The sequence below is a fragment of the Malonomonas rubra DSM 5091 genome (genome assembly GCF_900142125.1).
GTDB lineage: Bacteria > Desulfobacterota > Desulfuromonadia > Desulfuromonadales > Geopsychrobacteraceae > Malonomonas > Malonomonas rubra.
This window is the reverse complement of the sequence record NZ_FQZT01000001.1, coordinates 166,022-182,636: the sequence shown is the minus strand read 5'-3', so window position 1 is coordinate 182,636 and position 16,615 is coordinate 166,022. Positions and strand designations below refer to the sequence as shown.

The window sequence follows — 16,615 nt, the reverse complement described above, 5'->3', positions numbered from 1 at the left end:
ATATAAATGGAGCCGTAAATGTCAGAGAACAGAGGGGAAAAGCGTCAGCTTTCGGTTATTGATCTGTCCAAAAAAGGACGCCAGAAGTTCCGTTCCCGCCGTTATCAGGAAGCTTGTGACCTTTTTTCTCAAGGTCTTGAAAGAGAACCCGATAATCCTTACCTGCTCTCTGGAATGGGAGATGCTTGCCGAGAAATAGGTAATTTCGAGGAAGCGGAGCGCTGTTACCGTCATCTTCTCGAAATTGACAAAAATAACCTGTTTGCTCTGCGTGGACTTGGGGATGTCTGTAAAAAGCTGGGTCGCCACCAGGAAGCGATTCGGTTATGGAACCAATATCTGAATCTGCGTCCGCGAGATAAGCACGTCATGACCCGGATTGCTGACAGCTGTAAAGCTTTGCTGCAATTTGACAAGGCGGAAGAAGCCTACCGGCAGATCATTAAGTTTGACCCGCGTGATCGCTTTGCCCTGACCGGGATGGCTGATCTGCAACACCGGCTTGGCCATGACGAAAAGGCAATTGAATATTACGAGAAAGTTCTCCAGTTTGACCCGAACGAACTGCATATTCTCACCATTATCGGCAAGCTCTGCTGGCGAATCAACAAGTTCGAAAAAGCAGAAAGCTTTTTCCGTCGCGCCTTGAGCATCGATCCGCATAACCCTTATGCCCTGTACGGTCTGGGGAACTGTTTCCGCTGGCATCACCAGTACGACAAGGCGATCGAAATCTGGCAGGAAATTCTCAAGCACAATGAGGGGACCCAGGCTCTTTTCACCCGGATGGGTGATGCTCACATGCATTTGGGTGATATCGATAAGGCTGAAGCTTCCTATTTGAAAGCGATGCAACTGGGAGATGATCCTTTCGCTGTTGCCGGTCTGGTGCGCCTGTATTGCGACAAGAGCGAATTCCCTCAGGCAGCCAAGTTTTTCTGGATTCTGGTTGCCGATGAAGACGACGCCGCCCCGCAGATTGAAGAACTGGTCAAGCGTTTTGTCCGCTCTGGCCAGCGTGATGTCATGCTGCAGTTTTTCCGTTTGTTATTGGCCGACCCGCAGGGAGGCGAACGGGCAATCCGGGAAATCGAAGCCATGGTTGAGAGGTTGGAAGGCGAAAACTGATCCGTCTTTCAAACTGAGTTTGCTTTGAATTATCTGGCTCATCTCTACTTTTCTGCTGCGACTCCTCATGCCTGGGCTGGGTCCTTGATGGGAGACTTTGTCAAAGGAGCCGTCCCTGAAGACTGGCCACAGGAATTGAAGCTGCACCTGTATCTGCATCGCAAGCTTGATCGTTTTACGGCTGATGATCCGATCTTCGCACAGAGTCGCATGCGGCTCGATCCCCGCTTTCGCTACGCACGCGGAATTCTGGTCGATGTCTTTTATGATCACTTTCTTGCTCGTAATTGGAGCCGTTATTCTGATCAGCCGCTCGAATTTTTCTCCCGGGATGTTTATCGTGGTTTGCTGCAATGTTTCGAACTGCTTCCTGCGGCATTGCAGCAGCAATTGCCGCGAATGATCGAGTACGATTGGTTGACATCCTATCAGTACCCAGATGTGGTTTTGCGGGTGTTGCAACGTCTTCAGCAGCGGCTGAAAAACCGGTTTCCGCTGACTGACGCATTCAGCGACCTGGAGCGTTGGGGGGATGATCTTGAAGCCGATTTTTTCCGTTTCATGCCTGTTGCCGCAAATGAAATGAACAAATGGCGAGAACAGGCGGCTGTCGATTAAGCCTTTGATGGAGGGACGATGAGCAAAGAAGCCTGGTACAGAATTATCCCGTTTGCCGTATTTATGGCTTTTATCGGGGTGCAACAGGGCGTTGAATGGCTGGTCGAGAAGGGAATCTTGAGCTTGTCAGGGCAGCAGCTGCTGTATCTTTACCCGATCAAAGCCGTACTTGTATTTGTCCTGCTGCTGGTTTTCATGCGGCATTACGAAGAACTGCGCTGGACCGACCTGAAAAAGTTACAACATACTCTTGGCAGCATTCTGCTCGGACTTCTGGTGTTTGTTCTCTGGATCAATATGGATTGGGATTTCGCTACCTTTGGGGAAGCGAAGGGGTTTAACCCGCAACTGGTGGATGATTCCGCTGTGCGGCAAGGTTTGATCTTCTTCCGCATCTTTGGTGCGGCACTTGTGGTGCCGATTATGGAAGAATTGTTCTGGCGCTCATTTTTGCTGCGATACATCATCAATCCTGATTTCAACCTGGTGAAAATAGGCACCTACAGCCTACCGTCTTTTGCTATCGGCGCTGTCTTGTTCGGCTTGGAGCACAACCTGGTTTTGGCCGGCATTATGGCCGGGGTCGCGTACAGTCTTCTGCTTTACTGGACAAAAAGTATCAGCCAGTGTGTGCTGTCCCATGCGGTCACAAATTTTGTTCTGGGTCTGTACGTCTTGCAGACGGGATACTGGCAATTCTGGTAAAAAATAGCCCCGGTCATTTGGCCGGGGCTATTTTTTTGATTAGCTTAAAAGTTTTTCAGCTATTCCGCCGTTATTTTTTGGCGTGGATTTTTACGGGAGAAGGCTTCAGACAGTTGCAGCGCAACGCCGATCCCGAGCAGCAGTGCGAAGTGCTGCTGCAGTGCGCCGGCATACCAGTAAAAAACGTACATGGAGCAAAGGAACAGCAGTTGCTTGATGGCAAAACGATCAGAGTTTTTGCTGCGCTCGCGGCAGAATACCAGGATCAGTTCAGTGAACAGGTAAATCGAGCAGGCGATGTTGATCCACAGCAGCGGGGGTGCCATGCCGAGTAGGTTGCGTAACTCTGCCGAAGGTTGTGGGTAAACATCGATCAGTACTAGCGTGCCAATATTCAGAATTAAAAACGTAATAAGGCTTTTCAGTTCATAAAAGCCTGGGAAGGAAATCCTGCGGGACTGTTCGGTTCCCTGAAAATCGCGCCAGTTGCGGCGGGCCGCTTTTTCCTGAATAAAGCTGCTGGGTTCGTTACTTTCGCTTTTGTGCAGTTTTTGTTTTTTTTGCGGTGCCATAATTCCCTCGTCTTTTTTCGAATGGTAGGAAACACAGTCCGCGTTCTCATTTATTTGAGATTATTTATCAGCATCAAGCGTGCCAGTAACGATAAAAACACTCAACTTTCTTTGTGTTTTTTAATTATATATTTGAAAAAGGTTTTAGAAATCACCTATCTGCAGAGAAAGAGTTTGATGCTTTTTTATACTTCCGCCGGTAATGGCCAATCCTCATGAAAACCAGGCGGATAGAAATTTTCCCTGGTTCGGTTGAAATAGCCGAACTGGATACGTGGTATGGCTGACTTAAGCCGGTCAAGCATCCGTTTCATGCCAATGCCTGAGCCTTCAGCCCCAATGGCATTCCAATACAGCAACGGGTCGATGCTCAAATTGCGCATCTGGATCATGTCGATTCCCGCCGATTCTATGAGCTCAAGCAGTTTTTCCAGTTCATCTTCACGATCGCTGATACCGGGAAAAACCAGGTAGTTGAGCATGGTGTACATGCCATTGCGCTTGGCCCGGTGAATCGAGTCGACGACATCGGCAAACCGGTAACCCTGTGGGCGGTAGTAAGCGTTGTAGAAATGTTCCTGCACAGAATTCAAGGAAACGCGGATCGAATCGACTCCGGCATCTGCCAGTTTGTCGACGGCATCAGGAATTGACGCGTTAGAGTTGAAATTGATGGTGCCGCGCTCGGTCTGCTTGCGCATCTCTCTCACCGCAGCGCAGATAGTATCAGTCTGCAGAATCGGATCACCTTCGCAGCCTTGTCCGAATGAGACAATGGCGTTCTCCGCTCTTTTCAGGTGGGGGACAGCAACTTCGCAGAGTTCCTGCACAGTCGGAACGAAGGTCAGGCGCTCCTGGCTGGATGGACAACAGTCGGGCGCCTCCTGCTTGGAGATGCAACCAACGCAGCGAGCATTGCAGGTCGGTGAGGTCGGCAGCGGCGCTTCCCAGCGATCAAAGAACAGGTTTTTCGCAGCAAAACAGTGATAGTCGAGGGCGCAGCGAGAGAGTTGCTCAATCAGCCGGTTCTCTGGATATTCAGTGACCCTTTTGCGGACAAGTGGTTCCAGTTTGCGGTCATCGAAATGCTCCGGCTGCCACTGTTGATTGCGATCGACCCGCGCAGCGGCAACGTAAAAGCGTTCTTCCTCAACGCACCAGCCGACAGCAGTGTAAGACCAGAGTGTCAGCTCGACCGGCTTGTCAACGTAGGCAGCAGCTGGAAGCAGGGTGCGGGTGAAGGCTGGCGTCATGAAAGCGGAAACGGCCTGGACTTTGCCGCCGCCCCAGCTTTTCGGCAAGTTGGTGAGGGTTTTCAGCTTTCCGCTACGCCGATCAAAGCCGACTGGTGGTGTGTCGGGGATTGTGAACAGGCGACTGCCTTCGGGCAACGGAATCAACTCGTCCTCTTCAGGTTTGCGCGCTGTCATCCCGTTCATCCCGGCCATCAGCAGTTCCGGGTGTTCGAAAACCTCGCCACTTTCATCGGCAACAACCGCCAGAATCGTTTTTTTCATCATCATCTCCATTGATTTCAGGCGGCAGAGAATAGCACAGATTCAATGGCGCGAGAAAGGCTGAAGCTTTGCCTCTTGAACATGCCTTCACTGCGAGGTATTCTCGCCCGCATGCGAACCTTGTTGACGACACTGCACAGCAAATATATCCATGCCAGCCTGGCTTTGCCTTGCCTAGCCGCTTTTTGTGGTGATGACTGTGGTGAGTTGCTAATCCGTGAATACACGGTGCACGAGCCGAAGGAGTCGCTGTTGGCCAAAATCATTGCCTGCAATGCCGACGTGGTGGCTTTTTCTGTTTATCTGTGGAATCGGCAGCTGACTCTAGAATTGGTTAATTGCCTCAAGCTGATTGATCCGCAACTTAAAATAGTCCTTGGTGGTTCTGAGATTTCTTTTGAACCTGATTATTTTTTCCAGCAGCACCCGGTCGATGCATTGATTTGCGGAGAAGGAGAGCTGCCGTTGCGCCAGCTACTGTCTGCGTGGCAGCGGGGAGAAGATCCGCAACTGATCCCCGGATTACGTTTGCCTTCGGCTCCGCAGGAGAACGGACGCAGCGAGCTGGAAAGGCTTGCTGAATTGCCATCACCATTTGCAGCAGGCCTGGTCAATCTGCAACGCGGGTTGGTCTATTACGAAAGTAGCCGTGGTTGTCCGTACAGCTGCAGTTTCTGTATGAGTGCTCTGGATGACCGCGTGCGTTCTTTTCCCATGCCGCGGATTTTCTCCGATCTGCAATTTTTGATCGATGCTGGTGTGAAACAGATCAAGTTTGTCGATCGTACATTCAACTACAGCAACGAGCGCAGCCGGGAGATCTTTGAGTTTATCCTGCAAAAAAATCGCAGCAGCCATTTTCATTTCGAGATCGGCGCGCACCTGCTTGACGGAAAGACTTTGCAGCTGCTCGAGCGGGTTCCGGACGATATGTTTCAGTTCGAGATCGGTGTGCAGTCGACTTTACCAGAAACACTGGCACAGATCGGACGAACTGCGTCGCTGGAAAAACTGGAAGAGAATGTCCGGAGATTACGGCAAAAAGAGAACATTCATCTCCACCTTGACCTTATTGCCGGTTTGCCGGGAGAAGGCTATCAGCATTTTATGGCATCCCTAGATCGTGTCGCTGCCCTGCAGCCACATCACCTGCAGGTGGAACCGGTCAAGCTGCTGCCGGGGGCACCGCTTCGCAGCCAAGCTGCAGAACTTGGGTTAAAGTTTGATCCATTGCCGCCATACAGCATTTTGCGTTCACCTGATATCGATTATTGCCAGCTTGAAAAATTACGCGGAATAAGTCGTCTGCTTGATCTGCTTGTGAACAGTGAACGGTTTAAGCATTTGTTGCCACTGCTGATTGAGTCCTTCGGTGGGTTGTCGGCTTGCCTGGAAAATCTCGACAGTTTCTGGCGTTCTGAAAATCTTTATGACAGTCCGCAAGCGTTGCGGCAACTGGCTTTTTCCCTTGATCGTTATCTGCAAAAGAGTTTCAGCGGAGATGTGTTACAACGCTACCGAGAAGCCCTGGCTCGTGATTATGCTCATCAGGAGCGGGTGGTTTCCGGATCCGAACCCTCTTTTTTCGATTGTCGAATCAATGATCTGGAGAAAGAATTAGTGCGGCAGCGGGTTAAGCAAGAGGTTGAGCTGCTGGAACGCTCCGGTAAGGTGCAATATTTCGCTGGCCGCTTTAACAGTTTGCCCGAAGCGCCAGATGGTTGCCTGCTGATTTTTATTTATCAGACGAAAAGTAGAAAAGGTCAAAAAGTTAAGGAAGTTATGCTGTGTAATTGAAAAGGCCGGGAAGAGTCCCCGGCCTTTTCAATTTTCCAGTTATTGCTGTTGTTATCAGTTGGTTGCACCGCAGGCAACATCAACGCGGCGATTTTCAAAACGACCTTCAGCCGTTGCGTTGTCAGCAATCGGCTTAGTCTCACCGAAACCGCGTGCACTCATGCGCGATGCCGGAATGTTGAATTTCTCGACCAGGCGATTAAGAACCGCCTTGGCCCGGCGCTCGGAGAGCTGCTGGTTATAAGCAGCAGCCCCACGGCTGTCGGTGTGTCCTTCGATGTTAACCTTGTTGCCGGGATAGTTGTTGATACATTCAGCGGCCTTGGCAATCTCAGCATCGTATTCAGGGCCGATCTTGTCACTGTCGTGACCGAAATTGATCTTCAGGCTGAGCTTGGTTGGGCAACCGTCTGCATCGACCGATACGCCACGAGGTGTGTTCGGGCACTTGTCCATGTAATCATAGACGCCGTCGCCGTCAGTATCGAGCGGGCAGCCGACACTGTTGACCGGCGCTCCTTTCGGGGTGTTCGGGCACTGATCCATGTAATCGTAGACGCCGTCGCCGTCAGTATCGAGCGGGCAGCCGACACTGTTGACCGGCGCTCCTTTCGGCGTGTTCGGGCACTGATCCTGATCGTCATAAACGCCGTCCCCATCTGAATCGACCGGCTGTGGTTCCGCTGGAGGTTCTTCCTGAACTACCGGTTCCGGCGCTGGTGCGGGCTCTTCGGCAATTTCAACCGGTGCAGGTGCCTGCTTGACACCTCCAAACTGGAACAGGGCGCCTGCAGAGTAGAGCAGATTGTTTTCCGGGTCAGGGAATTCGACCAGGTAACGCATGTCAGCCCGCAGCGCAACTGTTTCATTCAGGAAATACTTGATGCCGGCACCGGCATTTACCAGCAGGTGCTCTTTTGTCTCGCCTTGATCAGGATTGGTTTCGATCTCACCAAGACCGACCGCAAGATAGGGGACCAACTTGTTGTCCGTCATGAAATGATAAAGAGCATCAAGGCGATAGGTACGAATCCTGGCGTCAGTATCACCAGCATTATCTCCGTCAGCGTCAGTCTGGCTGAAAACAGCTTCAAGAGCTGCACGCTCTGTCAGGTTGTAACCGAGTCCGATAGAAAAAAGATCGTCGTTGTCCAGATCCTGATCGCCTTCGAAAACATGCCCCCCGATCATTGGTGAAAGAGTGAATGCTTCGGGGCGGATTTCTGACCATGCAGAGGTAGTAAGAAGGACTACTAAAGCAAGAGATGAGAGAAGTCGAAATAGCATGAATGCCTCCTGTCGATATTAGCGCTGGATCGCGCTATTCATTAAAAACAAGGTTAAAGATAATCTCTCTCATTGGAGATTGCAACCGCAGCAGTAATATTTTTCCGTCAGTCTTCCAATAAAAAACAGAATGGTTCTTCCGGATCGAAACTTTCCAAGTCGAAAGCAGTTAGGTCGTCGTGCCAGCACTCAAGGCAAAAGTTGATAAATGTCTGATAGTTAACACCAGATTGTTGAATAAAATTATTAAGCTCTTTGACTAATTCTTCACTCAGGCTGCCAGCAGATATTGTTTGCGATTTAAGTAACAACAAATCTTCAGGCGACAGTGGCGCCGGAATAAAATCTCGTCCGAGCAGACGGTTGCCAACGGCAGTCAGAAAATAGGTTGATAGTGTTGCATCCGCTTCTTCATCATCATCGATTTCCGGCAGCGAAAAGGGAAGTTTTCCGCAGAATAAGGTTTCCAGTTCTTTGATTTGTAGTAAGCGGGTGCTGACAGCAACGAGCTCTTTCGACGTTGTGATCGGTTCCAGCGAACTGGGCTGGTCTTCGGTTGCCTCACGATAAAGAACCGGTGGTTTTTCCATCAGGGCATCGAGGAACAATTGCTCCGGATAATCGAAAAAGGGGCCAAGCGGACCGAGAAGCAATTGCTTGGCCTGAGTTTGCAATCTCTTTAGCAGGCTGTGGCCGAGTTGAAAAAGTTGCTGCAGGTACGTCTGGGCAACGATATCGATTGCTTTGTCGACATTTTTACCGGCCAGATGCTCCAGTGCTAGGTTGAGAATGTTGTACAGTTCCTGCAATGAACTGCCGAGTTCGCTCGGAGAAGAAATATCGGTACTGTCCGCACTCATTTTGCGATTGGCCAGCATGCAAAGTTCAGTCGCCAGTTCGTGGCTGAGGCCGTTGGTCAACACTTCAGCCAGCAGGTTTTCCGGGGCCGCCTGGGCAAGCAGTGCCCCGGGATTTGGCAGTTCGTCTGCTTCCAGCCGGTAATCATTTTTCCCGCCGGGAGTGAAGTTGTCGGGATCGACTGTTGCGTAGATACTCTGCGCTTCGTTTTTGGTTACGAAGCCGAGATCGGAGAGGCGATTGTTACGTGCTTGATAAACTTCCTCTTCCAATGTTGATGCCATTTCGCTGCGGATCATCTCCATCAGCAAAAGGTAGCTGTCCTGCGCTTGTTCCATAATGATCTTCAGGAATGCGCCGATGATCTTCGCCGCATCTTCGCTGGCGAAGTCGATATCGTAAAGCGATTCCAGCCGATTGGCGTTCTCGGCATCGTCATCATCGTAAACTTCCAACCCACGCGTAATGACCATGTGTTTTTTCAGGAAAATGGCAAGAATTTCTGGTTCGATCTGCTGTACCAGCTGGCAGACTTTTTCTGCCCCAGTATCGAGCAGTAATTGCAGCCAGGTGAGCGAGAGGACCGGGCTGACGCTGTCGCCATCCCAACAATCCATGTCGAGCAGGGTGGTGATCTGCTCAGCGGTTGCCATCGCCAGAAGTTCCACAGCATATTCGCTGCCGATTTCGTTAACGGTCAGATACAACTCCTGAGGGTGCAGTTGGGCTGTCAGTCGGTTGGCATCAGACGCGTTGATCAGCAGGTCGTATTTCTGCTTGCCATTTGCCTGACGGATCATCGCCATGCGCTCGGAGCGGCTGAGTGCGTTGTATTCCTGAACCGAGATCTTCCGGCCCTGGCGCAGCAGGGTGAGGTGACCAACATGGCGTTCGTTCGGTAAGTTTATCTGAGTCATGGTTGCTCCTTGCGGGACGGAATCCCGTTTTGTCCTTCTTTAAGCAAAAAGGACGCTACTCTAAAGCAGGTGCGTACTTTTTTCAATAGATTGATACTTGATTGCGTCGCATTTTCAAGCTTTTACTTCTCTTAAATTGTGAATATTGTTAGGCTGTCGCTCTAAAGTCATGCGGAGGGGATGAAGGTTTGCGCTTGAGTTTCAGAAATCTGTCGATCAGAAAAAAACTGACAGCCCTGATGATGATCGTCAGTGTCTTTATCCTGCTGCTGGTCAGCGGTTTTTATCTGCTTGAAGAGTATCATTCCTCGCGCGCTTTTCTCGAGCGGGAAATGAACGCTTTGGGGACCGCCATTGGTAAAAGCTGCAAAGCTCCGCTGATGCAGCGCGATATATCCACCACAGAACAGATTCTTTCATCTCTTGACGCCCAGGCCAACGTACGGGCGGCGTACCTTTTCGATGAAGTTGGCGACCCTGTCGCTGAATATATCGAAGCTGGCAATAACAGCTTCGTGCTAAAAACTATCCCCCTCGATTTTGTCGATCCGAACGATCGATTCTGGCTGCATATGTCTGAGCCCAGGATGACGATGGGTTGGCAGCATTACAGCCTTTTTGTTCCTATTCAGCATGATGACCGCCAGGTCGGCAGTCTCTACCTTTTAAGCGATCTGCAGGACCTTTATGATCGCTTTCGCAATGTTGTTTTTATCGTTCTATCAATGTCCGGATTGTTGATGTTCCTTTCCTGGTGGTTGGCGGGGCGTCTTCAGCGGCCAGTTTCTGTACCACTACTCAATCTGGTTGAAACAATGGAAACAATTTCGCACGAGAATGATTACAGTCTTCGTGCGCAAAAGCAGGGACAGGATGAAATCGGCCTGCTTGTGGACGGTTTCAACCAGATGCTTGAACAGATTGAACAGAACAGGCAGGAACTTGTCGAGCATAAGGAGTCTCTGGAGATCACAGTCGAAAAACGCACCGAGGAATTACGGCAAATGGTAGCGGTGCTGGAGATTGCCAAACAGCAGGCAGAAGCGGCAAGCGAAGCAAAATCCCAGTTTCTGGCCAACATCACTCACGAACTGCGTACTCCGTTGATCGGTGTTCTGGGGATGAATGAGCTGATGTTCCGTACCAGCATGAATGAGCAACAGCAGATGCTGGCGACAACAGTACAGAATTCCGGCGAAAACCTGTTGACGCTGATTAATAACGTTCTCGATTTCTCCAAGATCGAAGCGGGGAAAATGCAGCTGGAAGAGCAGGAGTTTTATCTCTATAAAACTGTTGATGATGTTCTGAATCTGCTTTCCGGCCCAGCTGAAGATAAAGGGTTGTCTCTGTACAGTGACATTCCGCTGGCGGCGACCTGCCGCGTGCTGGGGGATGAGGTGCGGTTACGCCAGATTGTGATGAACCTGGTAGGAAACGCAATAAAATTTACCGAAAAAGGATCGGTGTCTTTAAGGCTTGGTTGTGACTTCCCGGATGCGGGGACAGTTGCTTTTACACTGGAGGTTGTCGATACCGGCATTGGCATGGATGAAGGAGCGTTGAAACAGGTTTTTTCAGCGTTCCAGCAGGCAGATGCATCCCATACACGAAAGTATGGTGGCACCGGTCTCGGTTTGGCAATTGTTCAGCAACTCGTCGCTCTGCTGGATGGCGATCTGAGTGTTGATAGCCGGGTCGGCGAGGGTAGTTGCTTCAAAATATCGTTTTCTCTTCCTTTGGTCGAGGAGGCAGATCTGCAATTGCCAGAAAGCTTGCAAAATCAAAAAGTACTGCTTTGCAGTGACGATGAGACCTGTCGGCAGGTGTTGGCAAACAGGCTCACAGCGTTGTCACTGGACGTGTTTGTTGCCCAGACAGCAGCAGATGGCTGGTATCAATTGAATGCTGCTGAGCGTCAGCAGCAGCCTTTTGCTTTGGCTTTTCTGGCCGTCGATTGTTGCTTGCCAGAAGGGTTGGAGCTCTACAAGGCCCTTCGTGATCATTCTGCCAATGCGTCGTTGCGTCGGATTCTATTACTGTCTCGACATCAGGTTGTCGAGCAGCAAGGGAACGAGCAGAAACTTTATATGCCGGTGGGGTGGGATGCTCTACATGAAAGCCTTTGTCGCAGCTGGAACCAGCTCCACTTGGTTGAATCGTCACAGGACGTCGTTAATGATTCTGTTACTGAAAAAAATGATCGAGACCGACCGAAGATACTGCTTGCAGGCGGCAATGTCGCAAGCCGTGAGCTGATCAAAGTCGGTTTGCGGTCGTTACAGGTTGATTTTGATACGGCATCTGGTGCAGCGCAACTGCGAGAGAAACTCACCGGTGGTGAATATGTGGTGGTTTTGCTCGACAGTCAAAGTTTTACTGCAGGAGAAATAGTCGACATCGTTGATGAAAAGATCACATCTCCTTTGCTGTTTTTACTGGATGACCGGGTAGTTATCACGCAACTGGAAAAAAAGGGTGCAGCGGTTCTGGAAAAACCGGTCAAGCAGGATCACCTTTTAAAGACAGTGGAAGGGATTGTCCGTGGCAGTTCGGCCGCGTTGGGGGCAGAGGGGGCGGTACATGAGTAAGATTGTTCCTTTTGTTCTCGTTATTTTGATTGTTGTTTACCTGTCTTTGTGTGGATTTAGTGCTGTTGATCTTTCTGCTTACGGTCTTGCCGGGCAGGAGCTTACCATCCGATCGGTGACGCCGGTGGCAACTAATGCCGACGGGAGCCTTGTGCTCGATGTCGAGGGGGGCGGCTTTACCGATGATGTCCGCGTTTTTTCTCACTTTGATGTAAATAACCGCGCCGCTATCGTAGGCTCATTTCCGATTGACGGCATGGTCTTCGACATGGAGAAAACGGGCGATATTCTCTTTGTAGCCAGCCTGGTTGACGGTTTACGCGCGTTCGATGTGAGTGACCCGCTTAAGCCGGTTATGCTGCCGAACAAATACAGCTCGAATACTATTTATCTGGACATTGAACGACGTGGGCAAGAGTTCTTCTTCAGTTGCGGTGGTCAAGGCGTGCGGACAGCGAAGCTTAGCAACAGGGGGAGTTTGAAAGACTGGAAAACATTGCCCTCTTTTTCGACAGCAGTCGATACTGCGGTGGTCGGAAGTAAATTGTACGTTGCCGCCAGTAAGGCAGGGATGCTGGTTTATGATCTGGATCAACTGGAGAACTACCAACCGCTTGCTAGATACGAGGCTGAACAATCTTTGCGACAGGTAGAGGTTTATGAGCGCTATCTTTACGCTGTTTACGGTCGGGACGGAGTCTGGGTGTACCGATTGGATGAGCAGGGATTGCCAGTAAAAATCGCCACGCTCCCTGCTAAAAGATATGTCCGTTCAATAACTATCGTTGAAGACAAACTTTATCTGCTTGAAAATAACCGCCTGGCCAAGTTTGACCTGAAACGACCGGAAGAACCTGCCCTTATTGCTGAGCAGAACCATTTCAGTGCGCCGCAAAGGCTTTACAGCTTTGGCGGGCGGGTTTACGTCGCTGACAACCACAGTGGACTCGGTATTGTTAACATGGTTGATGGAAAGCTGGAAGAAACAGCTAGCTTTTTGAATCTCGGTGGGGATTCCCGAGCTGCAGTTATGGTTGATGGCTTGCTGTATGTTGGTGTCGCCAAAAAGGGGATCAACATTATTGATCCGCAAAAAATAAAGCCACGTCAGGTTGTGAAAACTCTTGAAAGTACGGGTTTGGTCAGGGATTTCCGTTTGCTGGGCGGTTATGGCTTTATTGTCGATTCTGTCGATGGGGTCAGTTACCAGAGTCTTGATGGCCCCCCAAAGAGAATGCGGTTGCCTGAGAGTGAAGGTCATGTTTATAAGACCTCTTTTATAACTTCCTCGCAAAATCTGTTTTTTGTTTCTTCACACAATGCACCCTTTAAAGTTTTTGATGCCAGTGACGCAGCAACGCTTGAATTGATAGCCGAGTTTGAAGGACTGAGGGGCAATCCGGTCATTCAGGACGATTATTTGCTTCTAGCGACAGGAGCAACCGGGTTCGAACTTTGGGACATTTCTGATTATGCTTCACCGAAACGACTCGATAGCATCGATGATGTGCTGGCGACACAGATAGCTGTGAAGAATGATTTGCTCTTTGTTGCCGGGGAGAGAGAAGGTGTCGGGATTTATAGGATCCTTGAGGGGCGTTTGAAGTTTCTCAGCCAAGTACAGCTACCGTTCCCGCTCAGTCCGTTTTCCATCTCGTTGAAGTGCGTTGTCCGTGGCAATACTCTTTTTGTTGCCAATGGAGATGCCGGGTTGATGATTGTCGATGTGAAGAACCCACAGAAGCCAAAAGTTCTGAATTCGCTACGTTTGCCGGGGCAGGCGAGTGACCTGATGGTTGAAGGTGACAGGGTTTATCTGCTCAGCCGCTATTATGGTTTACATACCATTGATATCAGTAATCTACGCAATCCCCGGCTACTCGATTCTCTGCACCTGTCAGATGTCTGGCGTGGGATGCAGCGCTGGGAAGACCTGTTCTACCTGGGGAATCGTTTTATGGGAGTGACCGCAATTCCATTTCCGGAAGAGATAAAAAGCGTCCACCGAGTTTCCTCGAAAAAACTGCGGATAACCGTTCCGAAACCGAAATATCCGGGACGATATAGCCTGCAGATCGGTAATACCAAGGGAACGGTGGATGTTGAGGGTGTTGTGAGTTTCCCGTGAGTTAGAACTTGTAAGTGAGGCCGGCCCAGAATTGGCGACCGATCTCGTAATTATCAATACCTGCTCCATATTTTGATTTTTTGTTAAAGACATTGTAGATGTCGAGACTTAAAATCGCTTGTTGCTTAGATGACGTAGGAACAGCCCAACTGAACTTCCAGTCAAAAGTCAAAGCACGCTTTTGTTGTGCGCGCTTGTAAACCCGAACCATTTGTGTCGGATCTATGCTGCTTGGCAGGCTGTATCCTTGGTATTCTCTCCAAGTGTAAGGCCCCCGGTATTTTGAGATATTGGTAAAAGTGATGCCGTGAGGGAGCTTCCCAGAATAAATTAGGTTTGCAACAAAAGGGCGGTTGTAGTCAGCTCGAATGAACTCATCTATACCGATTTCTTTTCCTTCGTACCAGATTGTGTCTGTAAGGTCATCGTCATTCAGGGTGGACTCATAATCAGTATGGTTACTTCTAGTCTCTTGCCATGTGCAATTAAGTTCTAAGGAATGATTTCTCCAATAGCGATGCCAACTTACCTGCCAATTTTCATGCTCAGATGTTCCATTGTTATTCAGGGTATATGTCTTAAGGTCAGAATCTTTTGATCGTGTAATCTCATCCTTGTTTTTCTTTTCTATGTATTGAACCTTTAGCTCCCCACCGAAAATCTTCTGGATTATGCCAATGCTGGTTTCATCGCTATAAGGAGTTTTAAGGTCACTTGACTGTCTTGTGTAGTTATCGGTTCCGACCCAAGGATCGTTTTGAGACGATCGTTTTTCTACTTCGTAATAAAGACTTGTGTAAAGTTCATAAGTGTGTGGTGTGCCACTGTAATAGCGATTTTTACCAACGTAAATGGTAGTTTTGTGGTTGCCGAAAACATCCAATGCGGCAGAAAATCTTGGTGCTAAATTGCCTTTTTTAGCAATACTATCGTAAGACATTCGTAAACCCGGGAAAATTTCTAATCTTTTCCAGGCGATTGCATCTTGAATATATGTAGCGAAATTGAATAAGTGTGAACTGCTTTCCCCTTTAAAATATTTTGTCCTGTACTTCAAGTATTGTTCATTTTCAATGCAGGCATTATCATCAGGTTGACATGTGATTGGAGCAACAACATCAACAAAATAATAATAATAGGTTTCAGGTCGGTTGTAATATCTGTCGGAGTAAGAAATCTCTGTGCCCAGTTTTATTTTGTGGTCTGTTTGCTTAAATTTTAGATTTTTAAATTCAAAGTCAGCGTTAGCGTTTATTTCGTCAAACCCAGTTTTTAGTGGGCCGAGACTTCCTTCAAACCCAGATTCCCAATCTATGGAAGTCGTAGAGGTGTCCCAAAAGAAACGATCGCTTCCTCCTTTTCGTTCGCTTTTTTGTCCGTTGTAGCCTATTGCAAACGTCAGTAATCCTGAATCCATATAATTTTCACTATTTATTACGAATGAATAGCTGTCTCTGTTGAGAGTGTAATCTCCATTTTTGAAATTATTTAGAAAGTATTTGCCTTCTACGGGGGAATAAAGGGCTGTTGCTGAAATTCTATTTGTCAATGAAAAATCATGGCCGAGTTTAAAGAAGAAACTTTCATGTTTTCGTGTTTGCGTTTCTGTTTGACCAAGTTGGCGCAGAGGGATAAATGACTTTTTTTGCTGGTATGCAGTAATAAAGGAGGTATCCGGACCTACCGGTGTGTTGATGATTAGTCCACCATCATGCTTCGTGAATTTAGGCTGATAATCATTGTCTTCAGAGTGGTAGAAATCCTCTTTGTCTTCATCGGAAATATGGAATTCAGTCCATGAGCTTCGTGTTGTGCGATAGTTTACGGAACCCCAAAAATCTGATGACGGGTTTATTGTTTTTACATCAACTTGTCCACCAATGAATCCGCCAAATTCTGCGGGGATATTGCTATTGTAGACTTTAATTTCTTCGATTAGTTCTTTTGATAAAAAATGTATCTGAGGATGAGCCGGTAGCTTGTTGGAATCAACATAATCACCATTTCCTGGGTCTACTGGGTTGTTATTGCTGAGACCGTCTATGGTGTAGTTGTTTTCGTAAAAGCGACTCCCTGAAATAGATACTCCTGGAGGCTCAACTTCACCGCCGGTAAAAGAATTTAGATAATCTTCTCCATACTGAATTCCCGGAGCAATGCCGATAATTTCATTGACACTTCCGTTTCGAGATGGAAGGTTTTCTATCATCTCTTTGTCGATGATTACTGTACCCGTTGTCGGGGCAATCCTCTCGGCTGAAACCTCCAAGGTTGGCAATTTTACAGTTGCCAGTTCATCGGCACAAATTGCTTGTTGGGCAAAAGAAAAAAAACAAACAAATGAAAAAAAAGCTATGGCATAGCCTTTATTTAAAAATGTCATGAACTATCCTGATGCGATAGAATGTTGATGGCAATTTCTGATATTTCGCGGTAACTTATCAGCGATTAGGGTAAAAGTACAAGTGAGTAACTACTTATCTGAAGTTTTCCTCTG

The 16,615-nt window shown here is 48.6% G+C and carries 11 protein-coding genes; 6 read left to right on the top strand and 5 right to left on the bottom strand.

What is annotated here, in order from left to right; genetic code table 11:
• The first annotated feature begins 18 nt into the window (after window positions 1–18).
• Genes BUB13_RS00855 through BUB13_RS00845 form a run of 3 tightly spaced genes read left to right on the top strand, consistent with a single transcriptional unit; the run spans window position 19 to window position 2,451 of the window.
• On the top strand, window positions 19–1,128 hold the full coding sequence (locus BUB13_RS00855) for a tetratricopeptide repeat protein (RefSeq protein WP_072904856.1): 1,110 nt from the start codon (window positions 19–21) through the stop codon (window positions 1,126–1,128).
• A 24-nt stretch (window positions 1,129–1,152) separates the two neighbouring features.
• Window positions 1,153–1,746: an acyl carrier protein phosphodiesterase gene (locus BUB13_RS00850; protein ID WP_072904855.1), complete on the top strand. Its 594-nt coding sequence runs from the start codon at window positions 1,153–1,155 to the stop codon at window positions 1,744–1,746.
• A gap of 18 nt (window positions 1,747–1,764) precedes the next feature.
• On the top strand, window positions 1,765–2,451 hold the full coding sequence (locus BUB13_RS00845; RefSeq protein ID WP_072904854.1) for a CAAX prenyl protease-related protein: 687 nt from the start codon (window positions 1,765–1,767) through the stop codon (window positions 2,449–2,451).
• A gap of 59 nt (window positions 2,452–2,510) precedes the next feature.
• On the opposite strand, the gene BUB13_RS00840 is transcribed toward BUB13_RS00845, so the two are convergent.
• Both BUB13_RS00840 and BUB13_RS00835 read right to left on the bottom strand, forming a co-directional pair.
• A complete protein-coding gene (locus BUB13_RS00840) occupies window positions 2,511–3,023 on the bottom strand; it encodes a hypothetical protein (protein WP_072904853.1) in 513 nt (170 codons plus the stop codon).
• A gap of 185 nt (window positions 3,024–3,208) precedes the next feature.
• On the bottom strand, window positions 3,209–4,543 hold the full coding sequence (locus BUB13_RS00835; protein WP_072904852.1) for a radical SAM family protein: 1,335 nt from the start codon (window positions 4,541–4,543) through the stop codon (window positions 3,209–3,211).
• 42 nt (window positions 4,544–4,585) lie between these two features.
• Between BUB13_RS00835 and BUB13_RS00830 the strand changes: the two genes are divergently transcribed.
• Window positions 4,586–6,337 (top strand): B12-binding domain-containing radical SAM protein, encoded by a 1,752-nt coding sequence (locus BUB13_RS00830; RefSeq protein ID WP_244151819.1) that lies wholly within the window; start codon window positions 4,586–4,588, stop codon window positions 6,335–6,337.
• Between the two features lie 54 nt (window positions 6,338–6,391).
• Here the strand turns inward: BUB13_RS00830 and BUB13_RS00825 are convergent, their stop codons facing one another.
• Window positions 6,392–7,624, bottom strand: coding sequence for an OmpA family protein (locus BUB13_RS00825; protein ID WP_072904851.1), 1,233 nt, complete (start codon window positions 7,622–7,624; stop codon window positions 6,392–6,394).
• Between the two features lie 107 nt (window positions 7,625–7,731).
• Window positions 7,732–9,399 (bottom strand): DUF6178 family protein, encoded by a 1,668-nt coding sequence (locus BUB13_RS00820; protein WP_072904850.1) that lies wholly within the window; start codon window positions 9,397–9,399, stop codon window positions 7,732–7,734.
• Between the two features lie 194 nt (window positions 9,400–9,593).
• On the opposite strand from BUB13_RS00820, the gene BUB13_RS00815 reads away from it, so the two are divergent.
• Both BUB13_RS00815 and BUB13_RS00810 read left to right on the top strand, forming a co-directional pair.
• The gene (locus BUB13_RS00815) at window positions 9,594–11,990 is read left to right on the top strand and encodes an ATP-binding protein (protein WP_139249265.1); all 2,397 of its coding nucleotides are present in this window, start codon (window positions 9,594–9,596) and stop codon (window positions 11,988–11,990) included.
• A complete protein-coding gene (locus BUB13_RS00810) occupies window positions 11,983–14,118 on the top strand; it encodes an LVIVD repeat-containing protein (protein WP_072904848.1) in 2,136 nt (711 codons plus the stop codon). Before BUB13_RS00815 ends, BUB13_RS00810 begins: the two co-directional genes overlap by 8 nt.
• A 1-nt stretch (window position 14,119) precedes the next feature.
• Here BUB13_RS00810 and BUB13_RS00805 read toward each other — a convergent pair whose 3' ends face one another.
• The gene (locus BUB13_RS00805; protein WP_072904847.1) at window positions 14,120–16,501 is read right to left on the bottom strand and encodes a TonB-dependent receptor plug domain-containing protein; all 2,382 of its coding nucleotides are present in this window, start codon (window positions 16,499–16,501) and stop codon (window positions 14,120–14,122) included.
• Window positions 16,502–16,615 lie beyond the last annotated feature (114 nt).

Bases quoted from the DNA above. Each gene is read 5' to 3' on its own strand.
- BUB13_RS00855 (WP_072904856.1), top strand. From the start codon at position 19: ATGTCAGAGAACAGAGGGGAAAAGCGTCAGCTTTCGGTTATTGATCTG.
- BUB13_RS00845 (WP_072904854.1), top strand. From the start codon at position 1,765: ATGAGCAAAGAAGCCTGGTACAGAATTATCCCGTTTGCCGTATTTATG.
- BUB13_RS00840 (WP_072904853.1), bottom strand. From the start codon at position 3,023: ATGGCACCGCAAAAAAAACAAAAACTGCACAAAAGCGAAAGTAACGAA.
- BUB13_RS00835 (WP_072904852.1), bottom strand. From the start codon at position 4,543: ATGATGAAAAAAACGATTCTGGCGGTTGTTGCCGATGAAAGTGGCGAG.
- BUB13_RS00830 (WP_244151819.1), top strand. From the start codon at position 4,586: ATGGCGCGAGAAAGGCTGAAGCTTTGCCTCTTGAACATGCCTTCACTG.
- BUB13_RS00825 (WP_072904851.1), bottom strand. From the start codon at position 7,624: ATGCTATTTCGACTTCTCTCATCTCTTGCTTTAGTAGTCCTTCTTACT.
- BUB13_RS00820 (WP_072904850.1), bottom strand. From the start codon at position 9,399: ATGACTCAGATAAACTTACCGAACGAACGCCATGTTGGTCACCTCACC.
- BUB13_RS00810 (WP_072904848.1), top strand. From the start codon at position 11,983: ATGAGTAAGATTGTTCCTTTTGTTCTCGTTATTTTGATTGTTGTTTAC.
- BUB13_RS00805 (WP_072904847.1), bottom strand. From the start codon at position 16,501: ATGACATTTTTAAATAAAGGCTATGCCATAGCTTTTTTTTCATTTGTT.